This window comes from Pseudomonas sp. E102, from assembly GCF_052660185.1.
The window spans coordinates 2,630,993-2,653,366 of sequence record NZ_CP084025.1; the positions used below are offsets into that span (position 1 = coordinate 2,630,993).

The 22,374-nt window shown below is 62.7% G+C and carries 20 protein-coding genes; 7 read left to right on the forward strand and 13 right to left on the reverse strand.

The annotated features are described in order from the left end of the window. Positions 1 to 145 precede the first annotated feature (145 nt). The 4 genes from DOCECA_RS11705 to DOCECA_RS11720 all read right to left on the reverse strand — a co-directional run bounded on the left by DOCECA_RS11705 (position 146) and on the right by DOCECA_RS11720 (position 3,158). Entirely contained in the window at positions 146 to 625 is a 480-nt protein-coding gene (locus DOCECA_RS11705) for a VOC family protein (RefSeq protein ID WP_420763535.1), read from the reverse strand. Between the two features lie 67 nt (positions 626 to 692). Next, entirely contained in the window at positions 693 to 1,994 is a 1,302-nt protein-coding gene (locus tag DOCECA_RS11710; RefSeq protein WP_420763534.1) for an Nramp family divalent metal transporter, read from the reverse strand. A 146-nt stretch (positions 1,995 to 2,140) separates the two neighbouring features. Continuing rightward, on the reverse strand, positions 2,141 to 2,380 hold the full coding sequence (locus tag DOCECA_RS11715; RefSeq protein WP_434559513.1) for a hypothetical protein: 240 nt from the start codon (positions 2,378 to 2,380) through the stop codon (positions 2,141 to 2,143). Next, positions 2,373 to 3,158: an MlaA family lipoprotein gene (locus tag DOCECA_RS11720; protein WP_434648063.1), complete on the reverse strand. Its 786-nt coding sequence runs from the start codon at positions 3,156 to 3,158 to the stop codon at positions 2,373 to 2,375. Before DOCECA_RS11720 ends, DOCECA_RS11715 begins: the two co-directional genes overlap by 8 nt. A 333-nt stretch (positions 3,159 to 3,491) precedes the next feature. Here DOCECA_RS11720 and DOCECA_RS11725 point away from each other — a divergent pair, with 333 nt between their 5' ends. The 4 genes from DOCECA_RS11725 (at position 3,492) to kefC (ending at position 7,997) form a co-directional block, all read left to right on the forward strand. After that, entirely contained in the window at positions 3,492 to 4,202 is a 711-nt protein-coding gene (locus tag DOCECA_RS11725) for a response regulator (RefSeq protein WP_420763531.1), read from the forward strand. Continuing rightward, positions 4,199 to 5,545, forward strand: coding sequence for a HAMP domain-containing sensor histidine kinase (locus tag DOCECA_RS11730; protein WP_434606474.1), 1,347 nt, complete (start codon positions 4,199 to 4,201; stop codon positions 5,543 to 5,545). The genes DOCECA_RS11725 and DOCECA_RS11730 overlap by 4 nt, the downstream gene beginning before the upstream one ends. A 102-nt stretch (positions 5,546 to 5,647) precedes the next feature. Then, positions 5,648 to 6,169: a glutathione-regulated potassium-efflux system oxidoreductase KefF gene (gene kefF, locus DOCECA_RS11735; RefSeq protein WP_445572025.1), complete on the forward strand. Its 522-nt coding sequence runs from the start codon at positions 5,648 to 5,650 to the stop codon at positions 6,167 to 6,169. 1 nt (position 6,170) lies between these two features. Further along, positions 6,171 to 7,997: a glutathione-regulated potassium-efflux system protein KefC gene (gene kefC / locus DOCECA_RS11740; protein WP_434559519.1), complete on the forward strand. Its 1,827-nt coding sequence runs from the start codon at positions 6,171 to 6,173 to the stop codon at positions 7,995 to 7,997. Positions 7,998 to 8,009: 12 nt separating this feature from the next. Here the strand turns inward: kefC and DOCECA_RS11745 are convergent, their stop codons facing one another. Further along, complete coding sequence (locus DOCECA_RS11745; RefSeq protein ID WP_445572026.1) at positions 8,010 to 8,978, reverse strand: GlxA family transcriptional regulator; 969 nt, start codon at positions 8,976 to 8,978, stop codon at positions 8,010 to 8,012. A gap of 92 nt (positions 8,979 to 9,070) precedes the next feature. Here DOCECA_RS11745 and DOCECA_RS11750 point away from each other — a divergent pair, with 92 nt between their 5' ends. Then, a complete protein-coding gene (locus tag DOCECA_RS11750) occupies positions 9,071 to 9,856 on the forward strand; it encodes an MBL fold metallo-hydrolase (protein WP_434648072.1) in 786 nt (261 codons plus the stop codon). Here DOCECA_RS11750 and DOCECA_RS11755 read toward each other — a convergent pair. Both DOCECA_RS11755 and DOCECA_RS11760 read right to left on the reverse strand, forming a co-directional pair. Beyond that, positions 9,826 to 11,091 (reverse strand): cytochrome P450, encoded by a 1,266-nt coding sequence (locus DOCECA_RS11755; RefSeq protein ID WP_445572027.1) that lies wholly within the window; start codon positions 11,089 to 11,091, stop codon positions 9,826 to 9,828. The genes DOCECA_RS11750 and DOCECA_RS11755 overlap by 31 nt on opposite strands. Positions 11,092 to 11,191: 100 nt before the next feature. Continuing rightward, complete coding sequence (locus tag DOCECA_RS11760; RefSeq protein ID WP_445572028.1) at positions 11,192 to 12,055, reverse strand: aldo/keto reductase family oxidoreductase; 864 nt, start codon at positions 12,053 to 12,055, stop codon at positions 11,192 to 11,194. Between the two features lie 101 nt (positions 12,056 to 12,156). Here DOCECA_RS11760 and DOCECA_RS11765 point away from each other — a divergent pair, with 101 nt between their 5' ends. Continuing rightward, a complete protein-coding gene (locus DOCECA_RS11765; RefSeq protein WP_445572029.1) occupies positions 12,157 to 13,062 on the forward strand; it encodes a LysR family transcriptional regulator in 906 nt (301 codons plus the stop codon). On the opposite strand, the gene DOCECA_RS11770 is transcribed toward DOCECA_RS11765, so the two are convergent. From DOCECA_RS11770 to DOCECA_RS11790, 5 genes are all read right to left on the reverse strand, one after another. Next, entirely contained in the window at positions 13,059 to 13,862 is an 804-nt protein-coding gene (locus DOCECA_RS11770) for an aminoglycoside adenylyltransferase family protein (protein ID WP_445572030.1), read from the reverse strand. The two genes, DOCECA_RS11765 and DOCECA_RS11770, sit on opposite strands and share 4 nt — an antisense overlap. A 1,394-nt stretch (positions 13,863 to 15,256) precedes the next feature. Further along, a complete protein-coding gene (locus tag DOCECA_RS11775) occupies positions 15,257 to 17,023 on the reverse strand; it encodes an ABC transporter ATP-binding protein (protein ID WP_434559533.1) in 1,767 nt (588 codons plus the stop codon). Beyond that, positions 17,020 to 18,129, reverse strand: coding sequence for a beta-glucosidase (locus DOCECA_RS11780; protein WP_445572162.1), 1,110 nt, complete (start codon positions 18,127 to 18,129; stop codon positions 17,020 to 17,022). Before DOCECA_RS11780 ends, DOCECA_RS11775 begins: the two co-directional genes overlap by 4 nt. A 63-nt stretch (positions 18,130 to 18,192) precedes the next feature. Next, entirely contained in the window at positions 18,193 to 19,374 is a 1,182-nt protein-coding gene (glf, locus tag DOCECA_RS11785) for a UDP-galactopyranose mutase (protein ID WP_445572031.1), read from the reverse strand. Then, positions 19,362 to 20,516 (reverse strand): glycosyltransferase family 1 protein, encoded by a 1,155-nt coding sequence (locus DOCECA_RS11790; RefSeq protein WP_434559537.1) that lies wholly within the window; start codon positions 20,514 to 20,516, stop codon positions 19,362 to 19,364. Before DOCECA_RS11790 ends, glf begins: the two co-directional genes overlap by 13 nt. A gap of 330 nt (positions 20,517 to 20,846) precedes the next feature. On the opposite strand from DOCECA_RS11790, the gene galE reads away from it, so the two are divergent. Next, positions 20,847 to 21,893: a UDP-glucose 4-epimerase GalE gene (gene galE, locus DOCECA_RS11795; RefSeq protein WP_420765915.1), complete on the forward strand. Its 1,047-nt coding sequence runs from the start codon at positions 20,847 to 20,849 to the stop codon at positions 21,891 to 21,893. A 204-nt stretch (positions 21,894 to 22,097) separates the two neighbouring features. On the opposite strand, the gene DOCECA_RS11800 is transcribed toward galE, so the two are convergent. Continuing rightward, positions 22,098 to 22,364 carry a hypothetical protein gene (locus DOCECA_RS11800; RefSeq protein ID WP_420765914.1) on the reverse strand — a complete coding sequence of 89 codons (267 nt, stop codon included), beginning with the start codon at positions 22,362 to 22,364 and terminating at the stop codon, positions 22,098 to 22,100. Positions 22,365 to 22,374 lie beyond the last annotated feature (10 nt).

Sequence of the window (22,374 nt, forward strand, 5' to 3'; positions counted from 1 at the left end):
ATCGCGAGCAAGCTCGCTCCCACATTTGATGGAGTAACTTCAATTTCTCTGCCAGCACGGATCCCTGTGGGAGCGAGCTTGCTCCGGGCGGCGATCCGACGATGGCGGAGGGTCAGCTTGCATGGTTTTTACTGCCGACCGCAGGCTACCCCTTCACCGCCGCCTCGATCGCCGCGATGTCGATCTTGGTCATGTTCATCATGGCTTCGAAGGCGCGCTTGGCGGCGGCTTTGTCGGCGCTGGTGATCGCCTCGACCAGAACCCGGGGGCTGATCTGCCACGACACACCCCACTTGTCCTTGCACCAGCCGCAAGCGCTCGCCTGGCCGCCGTTGTCGATGATCGCGTTCCAGAGGCGATCCGTCTCGGCCTGGTCATCGGTTGCGACCTGGAAGGAGAAGGCTTCGTTGTGCTTGAACATCGCGCCGCCATTCAAGCCGATGCAGGGAATGCCGATCACCGTGAAATCCACCGTGATGACATCGCCCTGCTCGCCCGCCGGATAATCGCCCGGCGCATGGTGGATCGCGTTCACCGCGCTGTCGGGAAACGTGCTTGCGTAGAACTCAGCTGCGTCCTGCGCGGTGCCGTCGTACCAGAGGCAAATCCTGTTCTTGTTGTTCATTGGGATTCTCCGAAAGGGACTGGACCATGAAGTCTAGCAGCCCCTTCCAGAGATGAATGCCCAGGGCTCAGGCAAACAGATCGACGCCCAGTTGGAACGCCACCCACAACGCCAGGCCAGTCGCGAACACCAGCGCGATGTTCTCGAACAGGTTGTTGCGGTATTCCTTGCCCAGCAGCGACTTCTGGTTGGACATGATCAGCAGGCCCAGGGAGATCACTGGCAGGCCGACGATGTTCAGCGCGTTGACACCGATGGTCAGGGTCACGAAGTCCGGCATGCCCGGCAGCGACCAGATCAGCGGAGTGACGAGGATGAACAGCATGAACCACTTGTGCATCGGGTCGCGGTGGAACTCCTTGCCATAGCGCTCGCGACGCTCAGGACGCACGTGCTGGAAGGCATCGGTGATCAGCATCGGGAATGCCGTGGTCTTGCCGGAAATGCTGGCGAACAGCGTGGCGAACACACCGACGAAGAACACATACCAACCGATCGAGCCGAAGAACATTTCCAGGGCCTTGCCCAGGTCGCCCAGGGTTTTCACCTCGATGCCATTAGGCCGCAGGATCTCGGCGCCGACGATCCAGATCGCCAGGTTGATGACGATCCCGACAAACACCGCAAACAACAGGTCGTTGCGCTGGATGCGCTTGTGCTCAGGGCCAACCCAGCCTTTCTGGCGCATGACATAAGGGTGGACGAAGTTGGCGATGGAACCCGCCACCGCGCCAATCACCGAGACCGCCACCAGCAGCGCACCGTGCACGCCTTCATCGGGTGGAATGCTGAAGCCGATGGTGCCTTTGACGATCCCGGCGACATCCGGGCCGGACATGACCGCCAAGGCGAGGAACGCCAGGGTCATGATCGCCAGCAACACCTTCATCACGCCCTCGATCATCGAGTAGATATTGCGCCCGACGAGCATCCACACTGCCAACACCACCGCCACCGAACACAGCAGCGGGTAATCGGTCTTGAGCAGCATCGCCAAGGCCTCGCCGGCGCCCTTGATCATGTAGGCGTTCATCAGGTGCCCCATGAGCAGCGCATACACCAGCATGAACCAGGCGAAAAACGGATTGAGCTGGGCGTAACCCTGCAGGATGGTCATGCCCTGGTTATTGCACAGCTGGAAGCGGGCAATGATGTTGACGATCAGGTATCGGAGCAGCAAGGACACCGCCAGCACCCACATCATTGCGTAGCCGTAGTTCGCGCCGGCCACGGAAGATGTGATGAGATCGCCAGCGCCCAGCCATGACAGTACCGCGATGATACCGGGGCCAAGTAGCTTCAAGAGGCGTACGAAGCGGCTCTGCGCGGGGGCCACGGCCTGGCCTTCTGCGGAGGGAATGCTCGACATGGATGGAATCTCCGTTATTTTTTTTGTGAGGAACGGAAACAGTCGACCATATTTCGTACGACATCGTACAACCATAATTAAGCCGGAAGTATGTAAAAATGTTTCAACTCCCCGACATGGTTACACGCCGGGGAGATCGCCCATCGTCACGGCCCGCTGCCCCGCTCGCCATTGTTGATCATCCAACGAATCATGCTCGCCAACGGCACCCGATAGTGCTGGGCTGCACACAGGCCCGGTTGCTGCGGGTCGTACCATTCGACGTAGCGGCTGAGCAGTACGTGCTGGCCGTCCTCGGCAAGCCGCAGTTCGAGCTCGCGGCAATGCAGCGAGCCTTGGTCAATGGTCTTCACCCGCCGATGCAGGACCAGCGCCTGGCTATTCATCGGCGCCACCGCGTTCCGGGCATTGCGGCTCGTCCTGGACGGCGCCCAGTTTGCCATCCGCGACGAAATCAGCACGTCGTTGCGCGATGGCGTCGCGCAGCGCCACGTAATAGTCCGGTCGCGCCTGCAACTGGTCGGTGAGCGGCAGCGCCTGCGCGCGTCCATCGACGACGCCGCCCACGGTCTTGATCGTACCCAGGGTCTGGACGGTATCGCTGTTGTCGCCGAAAGGGTCCACGACGAAGCTCACCACCTTGCCGGTCGCATCCCTCAGGTTGGCAGTGCCCAGCAGCGGCAATTCCACGATCGGTCCGGGGGCGATATTCCAGACGCCAAACGTCTGGCCGAAATCCGATTCATGACGCGCGATGCCCATCTTGCCCGACACGTCGATCAGCCCGACGATGCCCACGGTGGTATTGATGACGAAGCGCCCAAGAGTCGTGACCGAACGCTGCCCATTGCCTTGCAGCAAATCGTTGATGAACACCTTGGGCTCACCGAAGTTGGCGACGAAGTTGTGTACGCCAGCCTGGAACATGTCCGGCAGTTTGCGATACCCACGGGCGACGGGGGCCAGGGCGTAATCGTCCACGGTACGGTTGAAGGCGAAGATGCCGCGGTTCACCGGTTCGGCCGGATCGTGCACCGCATAGGGAACACTTTCGCAACTGCCCGGCTTGGCGGTTGGCGTACTGCTGCAGCCGCTGGCGAGTACCGCCAGCGCGACGATGACGGTGGATCGGACAAACAGCGGCGCGGGTTTGAGGATCGACATGCGGGGCTATCTCGGGGAGGAATGGAGGGGTGCCTATGCCGGTTAAAAGCCAAACACCAAACCCGTGGCGAGGGCGCTTGCTCGCGCTGGGGCGCGAAGCGGCCCTAAAAAAGCGGTGAGCGCTTCGCACTCAAGCGCGAGCAAGCTCGCTCGCCACAGGTTCAGAATCGACTCTGGAGAGACCGACATCGACCCCATCCTGCCGCCGTTTTCTTGCCCGCAGATTTCCGGAATATTGCCCGCCGGCAGCTTTGTTTCCGGATTGAAATAAATGACGCAGGCCCGGATTGACCCTAGTATTGCACCCCGTATTCATTGCCCGACGTGACCACCGTGAGCCACTTGTTACTGGTGGACGATGACCTCGAAGTCCTCGCCCTGCTGCGCAAATTCCTTGAGCAACATGGCTATAGCGTCGAAGTCGCCGCCGACGGCAACGCCCTGTGGCAAGCGGTGGAACGCCGGCAGCCGGACCTGATCATCCTCGACGTGATGTTGCCGGGCGATAACGGCCTGGTGCTGTGCCAGCGCCTGCGCAACGAGCACCGGGTCGGGATCATCATGCTCACCGCCATGGGTGAATTGAGCGACCGTGTCGTCGGCCTGGAAATGGGCGCCGACGACTACCTCACCAAGCCCTTCGATGCCCGAGAATTGCTGGCCCGGGTGCGCGCCGTCCTGCGGCGCACCGGCGAAGCCAGGGGCAGCCCGGGCGACCTCGCCCGGCCGACCTTGGAGTTCGAAGGCTGGCAACTGGACGTCACCCGTCGCGAATTGCGCTCGCCCGACAAGGTCATGATTCCGCTGTCTACCGGGGAATTCGAATTACTGCTGGTCTTCGCCGAACATCCACGCCGGGTGCTCACCCGCCAGCAACTGCTCGACCTGGCCCGTGGTGAGACCTTCGATGCGTTTGACCGAAGCATCGATGTCCAGGTCAGCCGTTTGCGGCGCAAATTGGAAAGCGACGTCACCGGTCCGTCGATGATCCGCACCGTTCGCAACAGTGGCTACCTGTTCAGTCCCCACGTGGTGAAGCGATGACCACCGGGCCCACGAAGGTCCATCGACCACGGGACACCGTGGCACGCTGGATCGCGCTGACCACAATGGTGGCGATGCTGACGTTGCTGGCGCTCAACGAACTGTTCAGCCTGTTGGCCGGCGCCTGGGCGCGCCCTCCCCTGATGGAAACCGGCCTGATGGAAAAGGCCGCAGCGATTACCCGCATCATTGATTCGGTCAAGCCCGCACAACGACCCGACATTGCCGTGGCGGCCAGTGACGAGGCGTTCAGCGTCCAGTGGCTGCGGCGCTATGAAGATGCGCGGTTACCGGTGATCGACGACCCGGAGTTCAGCGAAGGCTCGGCATTCCTCCATCGGCAGTTGGGCAGGCCCGACGCACGGATCGACGCCTACGAACCAGGAGACTGGCCAGCCGATGACCCCGCCAGGCGCTACGCCGTAATCATCGAACTGTCCGACCGCTCCTGGGTAACCGTCTCTGTGACCTCGCGCAGCTGGGGCCTGGGAGAATGGGCGCGCAACCTGATCATCATCGCACTGATCATGCTGTCGACACTGATCGTCGCCCTGATCGCCACGCGACACCTCGCCACACCGCTGGAGCGCTTTGCCGAGGGCGCCCGACGCTTTGGCGTGGACTTCCGGGCACCGCCGATCCCGGTCGTAGGTCCCTTCGAAATCCGCCAGGCGATCCTGGCGTTCAACGCCATGCAGGCCCAGCTCAAGCACTTCGTCCAGGACCGCACGCAGATGCTCGCCGCCATCTCCCACGACTTGCGAGCCCCCCTGACCCGCATGCGCCTGCGCGGCGAATTCATAGAGGACCCCGAACAGCAATCGAGGTTGTTCCGGGACGTCGACGAGATGCAGGCGATGGTCAACGCCGCCTTGGAATTCTTCCGCGACGAAGCGCGCCTGGAACACGCCACGGCGTTCGACCTGGCGGAACTGCTGCACACCGTCGTCGACGATTTCCGGGACGCTGGCACCGAAGTGTCCTTCGAAGGCGCCCAGCGGTTCGTGTATGTCGGCCGGCCCATCGGGATCAAGCGCGCGCTGAGCAACCTGATCGACAACGCGGCGAAATACGGCAGCGAACCGGGCGTGCGGTTGAAGTCCTTCGCCGACTGCGTCGAGATCCGCATCGTCGATCGCGGGCCGGGCATCGCGCTCCAATATCAGGAGCAAGTGTTCGCGCCGTTCTTTCGCATCGAAGGCTCGCGCAACAAGAACACCGGCGGCGTCGGCCTGGGCCTGTCGGCGGCACGGGCGACGGTACTGGAGCATGGCGGAACGCTGATGCTCAGGAACCGCAGGGACGGTGGTCTCGAGGTCAGGGTCTCGCTGCCGCTCAATTGACCTCGGCACGGCATTGCGGCGAACAATGTCCTAAACAACACGTGCCTTACTCGGTAGGATGTCCGGCCTTTTGACCTGGCCCTGTCGCGCGGAACCGCCCCGATGATCCTGATCGTTTACGCCCATCCCTACCCCGACCAATCGCGGGTCAACCAACAGATGCTCAAGCGCGCGTCCGACAACCCAGACGTGGTCATACGGTCTCTCTACGAGCTTTACCCAGACTTCAACATCGACGTCGAGGCCGAACAGCGCGCTGCCGAGCAGGCTGACCTGATTGTCCTCCAGCACCCGATGTACTGGTACGGCATGCCGCCTCTCTTGAAATTGTGGATCGATAAAGTGTTCACCCATGGCTGGGCCTATGGCAAAGGCGCCACGGCCCTCAACGGTAAGCGCCTGTTGTGGGCCGTGAGCACGGGTGGCGAACGGGAGCATTTCCAGATCGGCGCGTACCCGGACTTTTCCGCGCTGGCCCAGCCGCTCCATGCCACGGCGCTCTATTGCCACATGCGCTGGCTCGAGCCGGTCGCCGTGCACGGCGCCTACGCCGCCGAGTCCGACACTCAACGGGCACAAATCGAACACTACGGCGCACGCCTGGCCGCTTGGGAGGAAGATTGAAATGCAGACGCACAGCCTGATCGAGATGCTCATCTACCTGGCCTCGGCGACGCTGATCGTGCCGATTGCCGTGCGCTTCGGCCTGGGCCCGGTGCTGGGTTACCTGCTGGCCGGTTGCGTGATCGGCCCGTGGGGCCTCAAGCTCATCACCGATGTAAAAGCTATTTTGGAGTTCGCCGAAATCGGCGTCGTCCTGATGCTGTTCATCATTGGTCTAGAGCTCGACCCCAAGCGATTGTGGGCGCTGCGCAGGATGGTGTTCGGCGGCGGCGCCCTGCAGATGCTGGCCTGCGGCGGTGCAATCGCCGCGTTCTGCGCGGCCCTGGGGCTGAATTGGACGGCGGCGCTGCTGGTCGGCCTGACGTTGAGCCTTTCCTCAACCGCCATCGCCATGCAGGCGATGAGCGAACGCAACCTGACCGCCACCGCCGTCGGGCGCAGCAGCTTTGCGGTGCTGTTGTTCCAGGACATCGCGGCCATTCCCCTGGTCGCCATGATCCCGTTGTTGTCGGCCCACGGCCAAACCCCGTCAGGCATGGCCTTGGCGCTGTCGATCGTCAAAATTGTCGCCGCCATCAGCGTCGTCGTGCTGCTGGGGCGCTACGTGACGCGACCGCTGCTGCGCTTCGCCGCGCGCTCGGGCCTGCGGGAGATTTTCAGTGCGGTGGCGCTGTTCCTGGTGTTCGGTTTCGGCTTTCTTCTCGAAGAGGCCGGCCTGTCGATGGCCATGGGCGCGTTCCTCGCCGGCGTGCTGTTGGCGAGTTCCGAATACCGCCACGCCCTGGAAAGCGACATCGAGCCGTTCAAGGGCCTGCTGCTGGGGCTGTTCTTTATCGGCGTGGGCATGTCGATCGATTTCGGCACGCTGATCAACGCACCGCTGAAGGTCATCACCCTGACCCTGGGTTTCATCCTGATCAAACTGCTGGTGATCAAGACCGTCAGCCGCTTCCTGAACGTGCCCGCCGGCCAGCGCTCCTGGCAAGCGGTGCTGCTCGGCCAGGGCAGTGAATTCGCGTTCGTGGTGTTCGGCGCTGCAACGTTGGCCGGCATCCTCACCGACCAGTGGGGCAAAAGCCTGACGCTGGCGGTCGCCCTGTCCATGTGCCTGACGCCCTTGCTGATCCTGCTGCTGGACCGCGTGGAATCGGCCACCAAAAAGGACAACCAGCAATCCGATCTCGTCGACCAGCAGAATCCAAGGGTGATCATTGCCGGCTTCGGTCGTTTCGGGCAGATCGCCGGTCGCTTGCTGATGTCCTGCGGCGTTGAGGTGGTGGTTCTCGACCATGACCCCGACAACATCGAGACGCTGCGCAAGTTTGGCGTAAAAGTGTTCTACGGCGACGCCACGCGCCTCGATCTGCTCCACGCCGCCGGCGCGGCCCAGGCGATGGTGCTGATCAATGCGATAGACGATCAGCAGGACAACCTGACGCTGACCCGAATGGCCCAGGAACACTTCCCCGGATTGAAACTGATCGTGCGGGCGCGGGACATGGCGCACCTGATCACCCTGCGGCAGTTGGGCGTGGAAAGCGCCGAGCGGGAGACCTTTGAAAGCGCGCTGTCATTGGGTCGACGCGCGCTGGTGCAGATGGGTGTCGGCGCATACGAGGCGCGCGAACGCGCCGACCAGTTCCGTCGTCTCAACCTGCAGATGCTAGAAGAAATCGTCGCCCAGCCGGAAGACGACCTCAAGTTCCGGCACGACGCCTACCGCCGCGCCAATGCGCTGCTCACGGAAATGTTCAACGAGGACCGCGCGCACCCGGTCGACAGCTGGCCGGACCATCACCGAAACGAGAAGGAGCAGGCGCGCAGCTGACGCGCCCCAGCTTCACACCCGCCCGAACTGGCGCCGGTACTGCACCGGCGTCAGCCCTGTCAGCGCCTTGAACATCCGCTGCAGGTTGGAGCTGCTGCTGAAACCCAGCTCGGCGCCGATGCTGGCCAGGGGCAGCGACGTCAATGTCAGGCGTTCGCCCACCTGATTCAACTTGATGCACCGGGCATACGCGGCGACGGTCTGGCCGGTTGCGTCGCCAACCTTGCGCGCCAGCGTGCGCTCGGACATGGCAAGCCGACTCGCCAGCGCCTTGACCGTGATCTGCTCCGCCGGCATCTGCTCGATCAAGCCATGCAACCGGCGCAGCAATCCGTCGGGCTGCTGTATCAGCGCAATCCCCTGAAACGCCACGTGAGGGACGGCCGGGCGCGGCAACACCATCAGCCGGGTAATATCGCGCAGTGCATCGTGACTGACGTTACGTTCGATCAGGTGCTCGGCGATGGGCAGGTAACCGTTCACCCCCGACGCGGTGGCGGTTCGCTCGTTGAACACGCAGTTCTGTTCGCTCTGCCAGCGCACGTTGCCGTACTGCTCCTGCATCGACTGCGCCAACCACCAGGTGACTGTCGCGCCCTGCCCGTCCAATCGGCCACAGGCGGCCAGCAGACAGACCCCGGTGCAGTAGGCCCAGAGTTGCAAGCGCCGGGGGCGGTTTGACAGCGCTTTCAACAGCGGAGCCTGGCCGGCAAGCACACCCTTGACCTGTTCGGCCGATTCGGCCCAGAAACCAGGCACCATGAGCGCATCCAGGTCGGCCTCGCCCAACGACTCCTCAGCCTGAAGACCGATGCCATGGGCGCAGGTCACCGGGCCGGCTTGCAGCGCGACATAGGTCGCCTCGAACAGCACCCGACCACTGCGGCGGTTGGCCGCGTGCAGCAAATCAGCAAAGGCAAACAGGCCGGCAGGCATGCAACCGGGAAACAGCAACAAACCGACGCGGAGTTTTTTCGGCATGGCTCAAATTGAATCAAGGATGTCAGATCCAGCCATTATGCCCATCGCCCGGGATCGGCACCATGGAACGCTCGCCCAACAAGGAACGCTCCATGAAAATCCAACAGATCCGCAACGCCACGATCATCCTTGAGTTCGGCCCGTACCGCGTGCTCGTCGACCCCATGCTGGCCGGCAAAGGCGCCCTGCCGCCGCTTCGCCTGTTCGGCGCGACCCAGCGCAATCCGCTGGTGGAGCTGCCGGCGTCCACGGCAAGCGCTCTTGAAACCGTGACTCATTGTCTGATCACGCACTGCCAGAAAGGCCACTTCGATCATCTCGATCGGGCGGCGAAACACTGGCTGCGAGAACGCCAGATCCCGGTCATCTGCACGCCCCGCGACGCCGGGTACCTCGCCAGGCGAGGCTTGAACGTCCAACCGCTCGCCAACGATCACGAGCAACCCGGCGCGTTCCTGGGTGGCAGCATACGGTCCGTCAAATGCACCCACGGACGGGGCCTGGTGGGCAAGCTGATGGAGCACGGCGTCGGCTACCTGATCGAGTTGCCCGACGAGCCCAGCGTCTACCTCACCGGCGATACCGTGCTCACCCCCACTGTGTGCGATTTCGTATTGCGCCATCAGCCACAGGTCAGCGTCGTACCGGCAGGCGGGGCACGTTTCGATATCGGCGACGACATCATCATGGGCATGGAAGAAACCCTGGAATTCACCCGTCTGTCTCGTGGGACCGTGGTGGCCAATCACCTGGAAGCCATCAGCCATTGCCCGACGACACGAGAGGCACTGCGCGCTGCCGCCGAGCGGGCGGGGGTTGCGGAACGGCTGCTCATCCCGGACGACGGTCAGGCACTGGTCTTTTCGTCCCCCCAATGACCCGTCACGGTCATCGGCACGGCCTCTCGGGGCAACATGGGCAGGCGTTGGAAATCGACGGCCTTCACGTCCAAACGCCATTGTAGGTGCCGGCACAAATATTCAAACGTTGCCTGCATCAACGACAAGGTCAACGGCTCGCCAGGACAACGGTGGTAGGTGTACTCGCCGCTGCCCTGGCTGATGACCGACGTTTTCATCGGGCATTGGCCGAAACGTTCGGGCGAAAAACTGTCCGGCGCCTTCCAATGCGCCGCATCGCGGTTGCTGCCGAAGAGGTCCAGCAGCACCCGGGTGCCTTTGTCGAAACGATAGCCGCGCCATTCGAAGCTCTCGCGCACGAACGCGGCCACCATCGGAAAGAACGCGTAGAAGCGCCGCGTTTCCTCGGCGAAGGCCCACGCCGCGCCTTCGTTGCGGGCGATGGAGGTGCGCCATCGCGGCTGTCGCTCCAGCTCGATCAGCCCGAACAACAGGAAGCGCCCCACCGCGACCACCGGGCGCAGAATGTTGAGCAATTCGACGGCCGCTACCCGTGGCGCCAACAATTGCCCTTGCTCATCGCGATGCTGGGCAAGCTTGTGCAGGGGGGACTCCGGCAACGCAGGGTGGGCGCCTCGCCGGCAGTTTTCGATCCAGCGCGCGGCCTCGGCTTCGCAGGCCTTGCGCCGCCACCACGCGGCCGGCATGCGCCAATCCAGGCGACCGCTGCCGTCGATCAGCGAGGCCAACCGCCGGGTCAGCCGGTGCATTTGTTGGTCGCTCATCGTCGCAACGCCGGCCCATTCGCAGACCGACCGACACAACAGGGCCTCGATCCAAGGCAGGCATTCGAACGCCTCGCCCATTGGAAGTCTTGCCGTGGCCTCGCTCAAGCGAGCTTCATAAACCTGGGTCAAACGCTGGACGTTTTCCTTGTCCAGCAGTTCGAGGAACAATTGCTTGCGTCGCGCATGAGGGGCTCCGTCGAGCCCCTGGACCCCACCGGCCCCCAGCAGAATATTGCGCAGCGGCGCAGGCGTGGACGTGGGCGTTCGGACAAAGCGCCGCGCGTCGTAGAACAGCTCCGCCGCCTCCAGCCCGCTGAGGCAAAGCGTGCGCCGACCCAGCAGCCGGGTCTGGAAAACCGGGCTGCCATAGGCGGCGCACCGCTTGCGAATGAACGGGTAGCCCTCGCGTAAAAAAGCCCATGTCGAATCAGCCCAGCGATGGCCGGGAATACCAGGGTCTGCCATGACGAAATCCTTGCCTGACGACGATAAATCTGGGACATCGTCCGGCCGGAGCCTGTTCGATTTTTCAGGCACCAGGCACACCGCCGCGCGGCGCCTGTCGCTACAGCATGGCGTCAAGCTCGGCCAGCATCTGCGCGGGAATTCGCAGTTCACTTGCCGAAAGGTTTTCCTGCAGGTGCGCCACGGATGACGTACCGGGAATCAGCAACATATTCGGCGCACGTTGCAGCAGCCAGGCCAACGCGACACCCAGCGGTGAAGCGTCCAGGCGCGCGGCGACATCCGACAGGGTTTGCGATTGCAGCGGCGTAAACCCACCCAGTGGGAAGAACGGCACGTAGGCGATGCCTTGCTTGCCCAGCTCTACAATCAGTTGTTCGTCGACGCGATGGGTCAGGTTGTAGTGATTCTGCACGCAGACCACCTTCGCAATGCCCTGGGCCTGCTTGACCTGGGCCGCGGTGACGTTGCTCAAGCCCAGATGGCGGATCAGGCCCTGATGCTGCAACTCGGCCAGCGTCGAGAACTGTTCCTCGATGTCGTCATCGGCTGGCGAATGCAAATTGCCCCAGGCGCGCAGATTGACCACCTCCAACACATCCACGCCAAGGTTGCGCAGGTTGTCATGGACAGCGCGGGTCAGCTCGGCCGGGCTGTGGGCCGGGTTCCATGACGCATCCGTACCCCGGACGGCGCCAACCTTGGTCACGATGACCAGGTCGTCGGCGTAAGGATGCAGCGCTTCACGGATCAGCCGGTTGGTGACATGGGGCCCGTAGAAGTCAGCGGTGTCGATATGGTTGACGCCCGCCGCCACCGCTTCGCGCAGCACGGCGATGGCCGCCGCCGGATCCTTGGGTGGCCCGAAAACCTGGGGGCCCGCCAGTTGCATCGCGCCGTAGCCCATGCGCTTGACGGTACGATCGCCCAGTTGAAAAGTCCCTGCGGTGTCTGCCCTGCTCATCTCGTACCCCTTGGATTAAATGTGCCTGGGCCGACTATAGGCGTTGACCACTCCGCTGATAATCAGGTGCAATCCGAACGGGCTGTACGGTGGAGAGAACAATGGCGACAGATATCCAGGACTTGCTGTCCTTCGTGGCGGTGGTGAACGCGGGCGGGTTTCGTGAAGGCGCGCGGATCAGCGGCAAATCCGCCTCCAGCCTCAGCGATGCCGTGCGACGCATCGAAAGCCGGCTCGGCGTGCGCCTGCTCAACCGCACCACCCGTAGCGTGGTGCCGACCGAGGCCGGCGCGCGCCTGATGGAACGCATCGTGCCGGCCTTGGGCGAGGTGGAATCCGCGCTGGACGTGGTCAACGATTTTCGTGATCGTCCCTCGGGCACCCTCAGGCTGAACGTACCGGTCAGCGCCGCCCGGCTGGTGCTGCCCGCGATCATCGCGCCGTTCCTCAAAAGCTACCCTGACATCCGCCTCGAAGTGGTCACCGAGGAAAGTTTCGTCGACATGCTCGCGGCCGGGTGTGACGCCGGCATTCGCTACGACGAACGCCTTGAGCAGGACATGATCGCCATTCCCATCGGCCCACGCTTGCAGCGCTTCGCCACCGCCGCCTCACCGGCATACCTCGACGCCCGTGGCCGACCCGAGCACCCGCGGGACCTGCTGCGGCACGCCTGCCTGGCCGGCAAGTTTCCCAGCGGGGCCCTACCGCTCTGGGAGTACGAACGGGACGGGGAAACCATCAGCGTCGAGCCGAACGGCCCGTTGATCGTGCGCATCGGCGGCGCCATGGACCTGGCGGTGCAGGCGGCGGTGGATGGGATGGGCATCGTTCATTTGTTCGAGGACTGGCTGCGGCCACACCTGGACAGCGGCCTGCTCGAACCGGTACTCGAACCCTGGTGGCAGCATTTCACCGGGCCGTTCCTCTACTACCCCGGCCGCCGCTACCTACCCTCGCCGCTGCGGGCGTTCGTGGACTTTGTCAATCAGAACCGGGGCGGTTAGACGTCGGTGCGCAGCCGGGAATAGAGCCGGTCAATCTCCTGTCGCGCATGCTCCACATACGCCCTCACCTGTCGGGGTTTGCCAGCAAGATCATCTGCCGCCCACCCCAGATAGACGGCGCGGGCCGTTTCCAGCACGGACCGATGGGCCAGGGGCAAACGTTCCAGGAGCCATGCGGCCGCCTGGTCCTTGGGCGCGATGGTGCCTGTTTCGAGGGTGAGCCAGATGCGCGCCAATGCCAGTACCACGTTGCACTGTTCATCGTGCCAATCGGTGTCTTCATTCCATTGCGTGGTGGTGTCGTACAACGCCCGCCTCAGATCAGCCGCCGGCACTGGGCTGAGCGTTTCATCGATAGGGGCGCCGAACAGGCAAACACTGTGCTGCATTGCCTTGGTCAACAGGATGGCCAGGTCGTGGTCCTTCATGGCAGGCTCGAAATGCCCGGCCTGCAAGTCCTCGCGCAACCACTCCCCGAACTGGAACTCGCGTACCGGCGGATATCGCCACGGGACGATCGCATCCAGGGCGACCACTGTCACCTCCAACGGCCGGAGCGAATCGGTCGGCGGCCAGGCCGAGACGGTCAGCAGATCCTTCATCAGCCCATGCCTCACGGAGTCAGGCAATCGCAGGTCGACCAACACCAACAGATCGATGTCGCTGTTGGGCTTGAGCCCACCGTCCACCGCTGAACCGAACAAGACGACGGCGCGCAGTCCCTGACCAAGATGACGCTTCAGCACCTCGAGCGCACGGGAAACTTGTGAGGTGATTTCAGTAGCTGATCGGACAGTCATAAGCACTCGTCGCGTGGCATGGAAATGCGTCAGTCTTTCCCAACTGCCCCTGCGAGGGCAAGCATCTTCCGGCCACTTCCCAGGCTGTTTTTTCAAGCTGAACCACCGCTATCGCGAGCAAGCTCGCTCCCACAAAAGGTTCTGCGGGATGGCCAAATTCAACAAACAACACTGCCCCCCTGTGGGAGCGAGCCTGCTCGCGATGGCGGCGGCACATCCAACATCTCCATAAGCTGAACCACCCCTATCGCGAGCAGGGCTCGCTCCCACAATAGGTTCTGCGGTGTGGCCAGGTTCAAGACACAACACTGCCCCCCTGTGGGAGCGAGCCTGCTCGCGATGGCGACAGTACATCCAACATCTCTGCAAGCTGAACCACCGCTATCGCGAGCAGGGCTCGCTCCCACAAACAGCCCCGCGCCGTGCCCGTATTCAACAAACAACACTGCCCCCCTGTGGGAGCGAGCTTGCTCGCGATGGCGGCGGCACCCCCAACATCTCTGGAAGCTGAACCACCGCTATCGCGAGCAGGGCTCGCTCCCACAAAAAGCCCTGCGCCGTGCCCGCATCCAACAAACAACACTGCCCCCTGTGGGAGCGAGCTTGCTCGCGATGGCGGTGGCACCCCCAACATCTCTGGAAGCTGAACCACCGCTATCGCGAGCAAGCTCGCTCCCACAAGAAGCCCCGCGCCGTGCCCGTATTCAACAAACAACACTGCCCCCCTGTGGGAGCGAGCTTGCTCGCGATGGCGGCCGCACATCCAACATCTCTGCAAGCTGAACCACCGCTATCGCGAGCAAGCTCGCTCCCACAATAGGTCCCGCGGTGTGGCCAAATTCAACAAACAACACTGCCCCCTGTGGGAGCGAGCTTGCTCGCGATGGCGGTGGCACATCCAACATCTCTGCAAGCTGAACCACCGCTATCGCGAGCAGGGCTCGCTCCCACAATAGGTTCTGCGGTGTGGCCAAATTCAACAAACAACACTGCCCCCTGTGGGAGCGAGCTTGCTCGCGATGGCGGCGGCACATCCAACATCTCTGCAAGCTGAACCACCGCTATCGCGAGCAGGGCTCGCTCCCACAATAGGTCCTGCGGTGTGGCCAAATTCAACAAACAACACTGCCCCCCTGTGGGAGCGAGCCTGCTCGCGATGGCGGCCGCACATCCAACATCTCCATAAGCTGAACCACCGCTATCGCGAGCAAGCTCGCTCCCACAATAGGTCCTGCGGTGTGGCCAAATTCAAGACACAACACTGCCCCCCTGTGGGAGCGAGCTTGCTCGCGATGGCGGCGGCACATCCAACATCTCTGCAAGCTGAACCACCGCTATCGCGAGTGTGGCTAAATTCAACAAACAACACTGCCTTGCGGTGGCACATTGAGGCGCTAGCGCTTGCCCAACTCCATCCCCTGGGCCTGCCACAGCGTTTGGAACGGCCCTGCGCGTTGGCGCAGTTCATCGGGCGCGCCGTCCTGGACGATTCTTCCGGCCTGCAGCACCAGGATCCGATCGAACCTTGCGACCGTCGACAACCGATGGGCCACTGCCAGTACGGTGCGGCCGCGCATCAGGTCGTCCAGGGCCATTTGCACCTTGGCTTCCGATTCCGTGTCCAGGGCCGAGGTGGCTTCGTCGAGGATCAGGATCGGCGCGTTTTTCAGGAACGCCCGCGCCAACCCCAGGCGCTGGCGCTGACCGCCCGATAACATCACGCCGCGCTCACCCACCAGGGTATTGAACCCGTCCGGCAGGCCACGGATGAACTCTTCGCAATAGGCATGGCGGGCCGCGTCGATCACCTGTTCCTCGGTGGCATCGGGCTGACCATAGGCGATGTTCTCGTAGATGGTGCGATTGAACAGCGCCGGTTCCTGGGGCACCACGGCGATCTGTCTGCGCAGGCTGTCCTGGCTGACCGAGCGCACGTCCCGGTCATCGATCAGGATCACCCCGCTGCGCACATCGTCAAGGCGCTGGACCAGACTGACCAGCGTCGACTTGCCCGCCCCCGAAGGGCCGACAATGCCGACTTTCTGTCCGGCGGGAATATCGAGGAACAGGTGCTTGATCGCACCCCGACCGTCGGCGTAGCTGTAGCTGACGTCGATAAAGCGAATGTTGCCGCGCCCCGGCGCCAGTTCTGCCGGGGTGTCGCTGAGGGCGTGCGGCTGGACGATGATGCGCAGGGTCTCGGCGATCACGCCCATTTGCTGCGAAGTATCCACCAAAGCCAGGGCCAGGTCCCGCGAGCCGTGCAGGATGCGAAACGACAATGCACTGACCATCACCACATCGCCCGGGGTGATCTGCCCGTCCTGCCACAACAGGATCGACCAGCCGAGCATGCCGCCGGCCATGATCGACAGGCAGATGTCATGCAGGACCCGGGCTTTTTCAAGGTAGATCCAACTGCGGCGTTGAGCCTTGGCCTCGACACCTATCGCTTGCTCCAGTCGACGCCGTTCCCGATGCCGGGCGGAGAAAGCCTTGATCGTCCAGACGTTGGAAACCTGGTCCACCAGCTCGCCGCCGACGCGCGCGGCCTGGGACGCGAAGTCGATGTGGCGACTGCGGCCTCGCAGGCCCATCACTGTGATCAAGGTTGCCACCACGACCACGGCGCCAATCAACGCGATGCCCATGGAAAGTCGCACGGTGAACAACACCACCACGGCCCCGATGAAATCGACGCAAGGCGGGATGATTTTCCAGGCCAGCCCACCGTAGATGGACCCAGCCGCGGCGCCCGCCGAGGAAATCCGATTGGCCAAGGCCCCGGCAAAATGCTGGGAGAAATAGCGCATTGGATGGCCCGTCAGGTGATTGAACAGGTCGATGCGCAGGTCCGCGCAACTGGCGACCACCGTCCGACAACCCAGGTAACCACCGGAGCGCCAGAACACGTTTTCAATCACGATCAAGGCAATGAACACTGTGAACGGCAGCCACACATGCCCGGCGGCCTCCCTGCCCTGGGCCATCGCGTCCACCAACAGCTTCATACCGAACTGCACCGCCACGGCGCAGCTCGCGGCGCCGATAATCAGCAAAAACAAGGTCGCGAAATGCCACGGCCTGAGGGTGACGTAGCGCCAGAGAAAAGCGATCGCCGTATTGGGCAACGGCAGCCCATGGGGTTGCTGGCTGTTCATGGCACTTGTGCCATCGCCACGGGTGAGGCGAAGCGCGCCTGCAACGCGGTGATCGCCACCAGCAGCGGATGGAAGGACGCGCGGCTTCCCTCATTGTCGGCGTAACCGAACACACCGGTGGGACAGTAGCGGTCATCGTCCCAGCCCGGGTAATCGAGAAACGGATACCAACACATTCCCTCCATCGGAATTTTCCGCTCGATGGCCAGCGCCAGTTGCTCGCCGATGTAGTTCAACCACGGAACACGGGCGGTGTCTTCGGCACCGGTTTCCGACAGTAGCATCGGCCTGCGGTAGCGCTGGTGGACCTCGCTGAGCATGCCCACCAACGGGCGATATTCGGGGCTGCCCGGCTCGATCCGATTGCCATGGAGGAACCACTGGTTATGGGGATAGAAGTTCACCCCGACGATATCCAGGTACTCCTCTCGTCCGCCCAGCCCCGGCCAGCTTCTGCCGGTCAGCAGGTCCCAGGCCTCGAACTGGGATTGTCGATACGCCTCGGCGGCCTCGATGTCCTCGGCTCGCCGAGTCGAGGACAGTACGTTGATCAGTGGATCGCACTGGACGAACCGCGCACCGGGCGTGACCTCTCGAATCGCTTCGATGGCCGCGATGCTTGCGCGCACCAACTGATGCTTGAGTTCAGTACCCCGACGCTGCGCGCCTGGGTTGAAATAACCGACGTCGCCGCCGGCCCAGCTCCAGAAAGAAATCTCATTGATCGGCGAGTAGAACGGGACCTCGATCCCCTCCTCGCGCATCAACCGCGCCACGGCGGCGCAGAAGCGGGCAAACCGCTCCACGAAAGCAGGGCGCCAGATGTCCAGGTCGTCGGGATAGCCGTAATGACACAAGTCCCATACCACTTGCACATCGCAACGCCGGGCGGCGCGCAGCATCGGCAGGAAGCTGCTCCAGTCGTAACGGCCCGGTTGCTGCTCGATCAGATGCCAGCGCAGGCCATCCCTGGCGCAACGGATGCCCAACCTGGCGAGCTGGCGATAATCCTCGCCTGCCCAGCGGTCGTGGCGAGTCGCCGCGAGCATGTCCAATCGGCGCCCATCGGCGCGGCGCTGGGTGGAGCACTCGTAGCCGGCCATCATGAAACTGCTGAAGATCCTGTCCTGCACGTTGCGGTCTCCTGTACGCAAAGGCGGAGCCAGGCATCAACCTGGCTCGACCTCGTGGGCCTTCGCCTGAACACCCTCTTGCTCGGCGATACGCTGGTACAACGCGAGCGCCTGCCCTACCACCTGATCCATGTTGTAGTACTTGTAGGTGCCCAGCCGCCCGAGAAAAGTCACCCCCGGCGTTTCATCGGCCAACGCCTTGTACCGCTTGTACAACTCGGCATTCTCCGGACGCGGAACCGGGTAGTACAAGTCACCGTCGGAGCAGGGAAATTCGTAGGTCACGCTGGTGCGCGGGTGTTGCTGGCCGGTGAGGTGCTTGTACTCGGTGATACGCGTGTAGGGCACGGCCTCGTCCGGGTAATTGACCACCGCCACCGGCTGAAACTGCTCCTGATCCATGGTTTCGTGCTGGAAACGCAACGAGCGGTACGGCAGCCGACCGAAGCAGTGGTCGAAGTACTCATCGATGGGCCCGCAATAGACCAGTTCGCGATGTGGAATGCGCTGGCGCACAGCCTTGAAATCGGTGGACAGCAGCACATCGATGTTCGGATGGTCGAGCATGCGCTCGAACATTCGCGTGTAGCCGTGCAAGGGCATCATCTGGAACTGGTCGGTGAAATACCGATCGTCCGTGTTGGTGCGTGTCGGCACTCGCGAGGTCACCGATTTGTCCAGCTGCGAAGGGTCCAGGCCCCATTGTTTGCGGGTGTAGCCGCGAAAGAATTTCTCGTACAACTCCTGACCGATCTGGTTGATAACCACGTCCTCGGAGGTACGGATCGTCTCGACCGGCTCCGCCCGCTGCGCCAGGAACGCCTCGGCCTGGGCTTCATCCATGGACAAGCCGAACAGCGTGTTGAGGGTGGTCAGGTTGATCGGAATCGGCACCTGGTGGCCGTCGACCTGGGCCAGGACCCGATGTTCATAGGGCCGCCATTCGGTGAACCGCGACAGGTAATCGATAATGCGCTGGGCGTTGGTGTGGAAGATGTGCGGGCCGTAGCGATGGACCAGCACCCCCGCCTCGTCCAGATGGTCGTAGGCGTTGCCGCCAATGTGATCGCGACGATCGATCAGCAGGACGCGCTTGCCCAACCCATCGGCCAGTCGCTCGGCCAGTACGCTGCCGGCAAAACCGGCGCCGACGATCAGGTAGTCGTACGGCGTGGCATCGAGTGAGTTGTCCAGGGTCTCGAGGGTTATCGTTGGCATTCGATCTGCTCCTTCATCATTGCGCACGTCTTGTCCCAGGACATGCCGTCCAGGGCTTTATCGGCGTACTGCGCAATCACGCCTGGCTGGGTGCGCAGGTCCAGCGCGGCCTGGATCGCCTCGATGAATGCCTGGGGTGAATCAGCAATGGCAACGACGCCACTGCCGCCGTAGCCGTTGACGACATCACGGATCGGCGTGGACACCACCGGGCAACCGCCCGCCAGGTATTCGGGCGTCTTGGTGGGGCTGATGAAGCGCGTGGATTCGTTCAGGGCAAACGGCATCAACGCCACGTCCCAACCCGCCAGGTAAGCGGGCAACTCCTCATATTGCTTGGCGCCCAAATAATGAATATTAGGCGAGCGCGGCAATGTAGCCGGATCGATCTTGACCACTGGCCCGATCAGCACGATCTGCCACTCGGGGCGTTGGGTAGCCAGTTCCCTCACCAGGTCGATATCGAAACGCTCGTCGATGACCCCGAAGAACCCCAGCCGCGGATGAGCAATCGCGGCCTGGTCCGCCGGGTCCGGAATCGGCTGTCGGGCCGCGGCAAAGTGCGCGACATCAACGCTGCTGGGCATGGCGTGGACGTTGTCATGGTGCTGGCGTTTGGCCTCCCACAGGCTGTAGCCGCCGGTGAACACCACGTTGGCCTTTGCCATCAACCGCCGCTCCATTTCCACCAGCGCGGGCGGGGCGAACTTGAAGGCCGAGAGCTCGTCCATGCAATCGAAAATCACCACGTTAGCCTCCAGGTGATCGGTGAAGACCTGGCTCATGGGCGTGAGGTACCAGAGCATCAGCTCACTCGGCCAGTGTTGCGCCAGCCAGGCGTCCAGCAGCTCGCGCTGGGCATCGATCACCTGAGCTTCATCCAGCCCTTCCGGAAGCCTGGGCACCAGCACCGTCACGCCCTCGGCCACCCCATAGTGTTCCAGGTGCGCGGTCTGCCGCCCTTCGAAAATCGGCTCCTCGAAGAACAGAACGTCGTAGTCCCTGGCCAATCGCGACATCACGTGCTGGGGCCGTTGGTAGACGAAACCCCAGCGCAAATGTGACAGGCACAACAGCGTGGGTCGCAGGCTCGTGGTGGAAGCGGCGCTCTGCTTGGGGTGAAGTTGTTCTTGTTGATTCATGTGACGTTCCTTTTCTAGAGATCGATGCTGGGCCCACCGGAATCTGGCGCTGGCCGCCTGGCAAACAAGACCTGAAGACTCCCCTCGCGCTTGGCCTTGTGGACGTTGGAGAAAACCGGTTCCAAAGCCGTTCCAAAACTTGTTGAAGCCAGCCGACAAACTGCACGCACCGATCAGTCAACTGCTCTGAACTCCTGACGCACACCACCACACTCAACAGAACAGGCTGATGTCTCCCACGCGCACCACTGCCGAAGCGAGACCGCCGATCAACGCCGAGTGTCTCGCCCATGAGACATCAGGACAGGGACAACCGAGAGGGATTGAGTGATGATTCTGGTAACAGGTGGTGCGGGCTACATAGGTGCCCATGTGGCGGTCGAGTTGATGAACCAGGGCAACGGGGTGCTGATCCTGGACAATCTCTGCAACAGCTCCCGGGGGACACTGCAGCGCATTGCGGACGTGACGGGACGCGAGCCCGGTTTTGTCTATGCCGACGTGCGCAACCGACGGGCGCTGGATAACGTGTTCAAGGAATACCCCATCGAAGCCGTCGTTCACTGCGCCGGGCTCAAGGCCGTGGGCGAAAGCGTGCGCGAGCCGCTGCGGTATTTCGATACCAACGTCAGTGGCAGCGTGACGCTGTGCCAGGCCATGGCCGAAGCCGGCGTGTTCAACCTGGTGTTCAGTTCATCGGCGACGGTCTATGGCGATTGCCCACAGATGCCCATCGCCGAGACCTGCCCAACGGGACAGCCGACCAACCCTTATGGCCAGTCGAAGCTGATGGCCGAGCATGTCATGCGTTGCACCGCGAATTCGGACTCTCGTTGGTCCATCGGCCTGCTGCGCTATTTCAATCCCATCGGCGCCCATTGCTCCGGCCTACTGGGAGAGACGCCGACGCAGACGCCCAACAACCTTTTGCCGTACCTGTTGCAGGTAGCCAACGGTGAGCGGGAGGTGCTGCGGATATTCGGTTCCGACTACCCGACGCCGGACGGCACGGGGATCAGGGATTATGTCCATGTGGTAGACCTGGCCGAGGGACATCTGCGGGCGCTGGAGTTTCTGCGTGGGCAGACCGGTGTACACATCTGGAACCTGGGCACTGGGCGTGGTTATTCGGTGCTGGAGGTGGTCAGCGCGTTCGAGCGCGTGACCGGTGAGACGGTGCCGCTGGCCTTTGAGGCGCGTCGCCCGGGCGATATCGCCCGGTGCTGGGCCGACCCTGGCAAGGCCGCCGAACAACTGGGCTGGAGCGCCCGTCATGGGCTTGAGCGGATGCTGGAGGATGCCTGGCGCTGGCAGTGCCTGAACTTCCCTCGGGCCGAGCGCAAGGAGGTGGTCTGGCCGAGTGTTGAACAGGGATGAATCCAAATGGGGAGATCCAATGTGGGAGCGAGCCTGCTCCGTGCGGCGATCCGACGATGGCGGGGTTTCAGTGAAGGAATATGCTGGATGTACCGGCCTCATCGCGAGCAGGCTCGCTCCCATAGGGGGCAGTGTTGACGTCGGTTGCGCTGCTGCTGAAGGACGAGTGTGGGAGCGAGCCTGCTCGCGACGAGGCCCTCGCATTCAGCCACCAGGCAACCGCATCCCCTTCACATTCAAACAATCGCGCTGGTTCCTCGAAAGCATCTCCACGGTCTGCTGATACGCCTGATCGGCCGCATCTTTGAGCAGTTGCCAGTCCTCCAGGCTGATAAATTGATGCAACACCAATTCATCGGCGCGCCGAATCAGCGTGTCGCGATAATCCTCGGGAAAGTCCAGGCGATACGCGTCGTCTTCGAGCAAAAGCCGCCAGGCTTTCAATTCCATCTCAAGGTCGGTTTCACTCACGGGCGGTTGT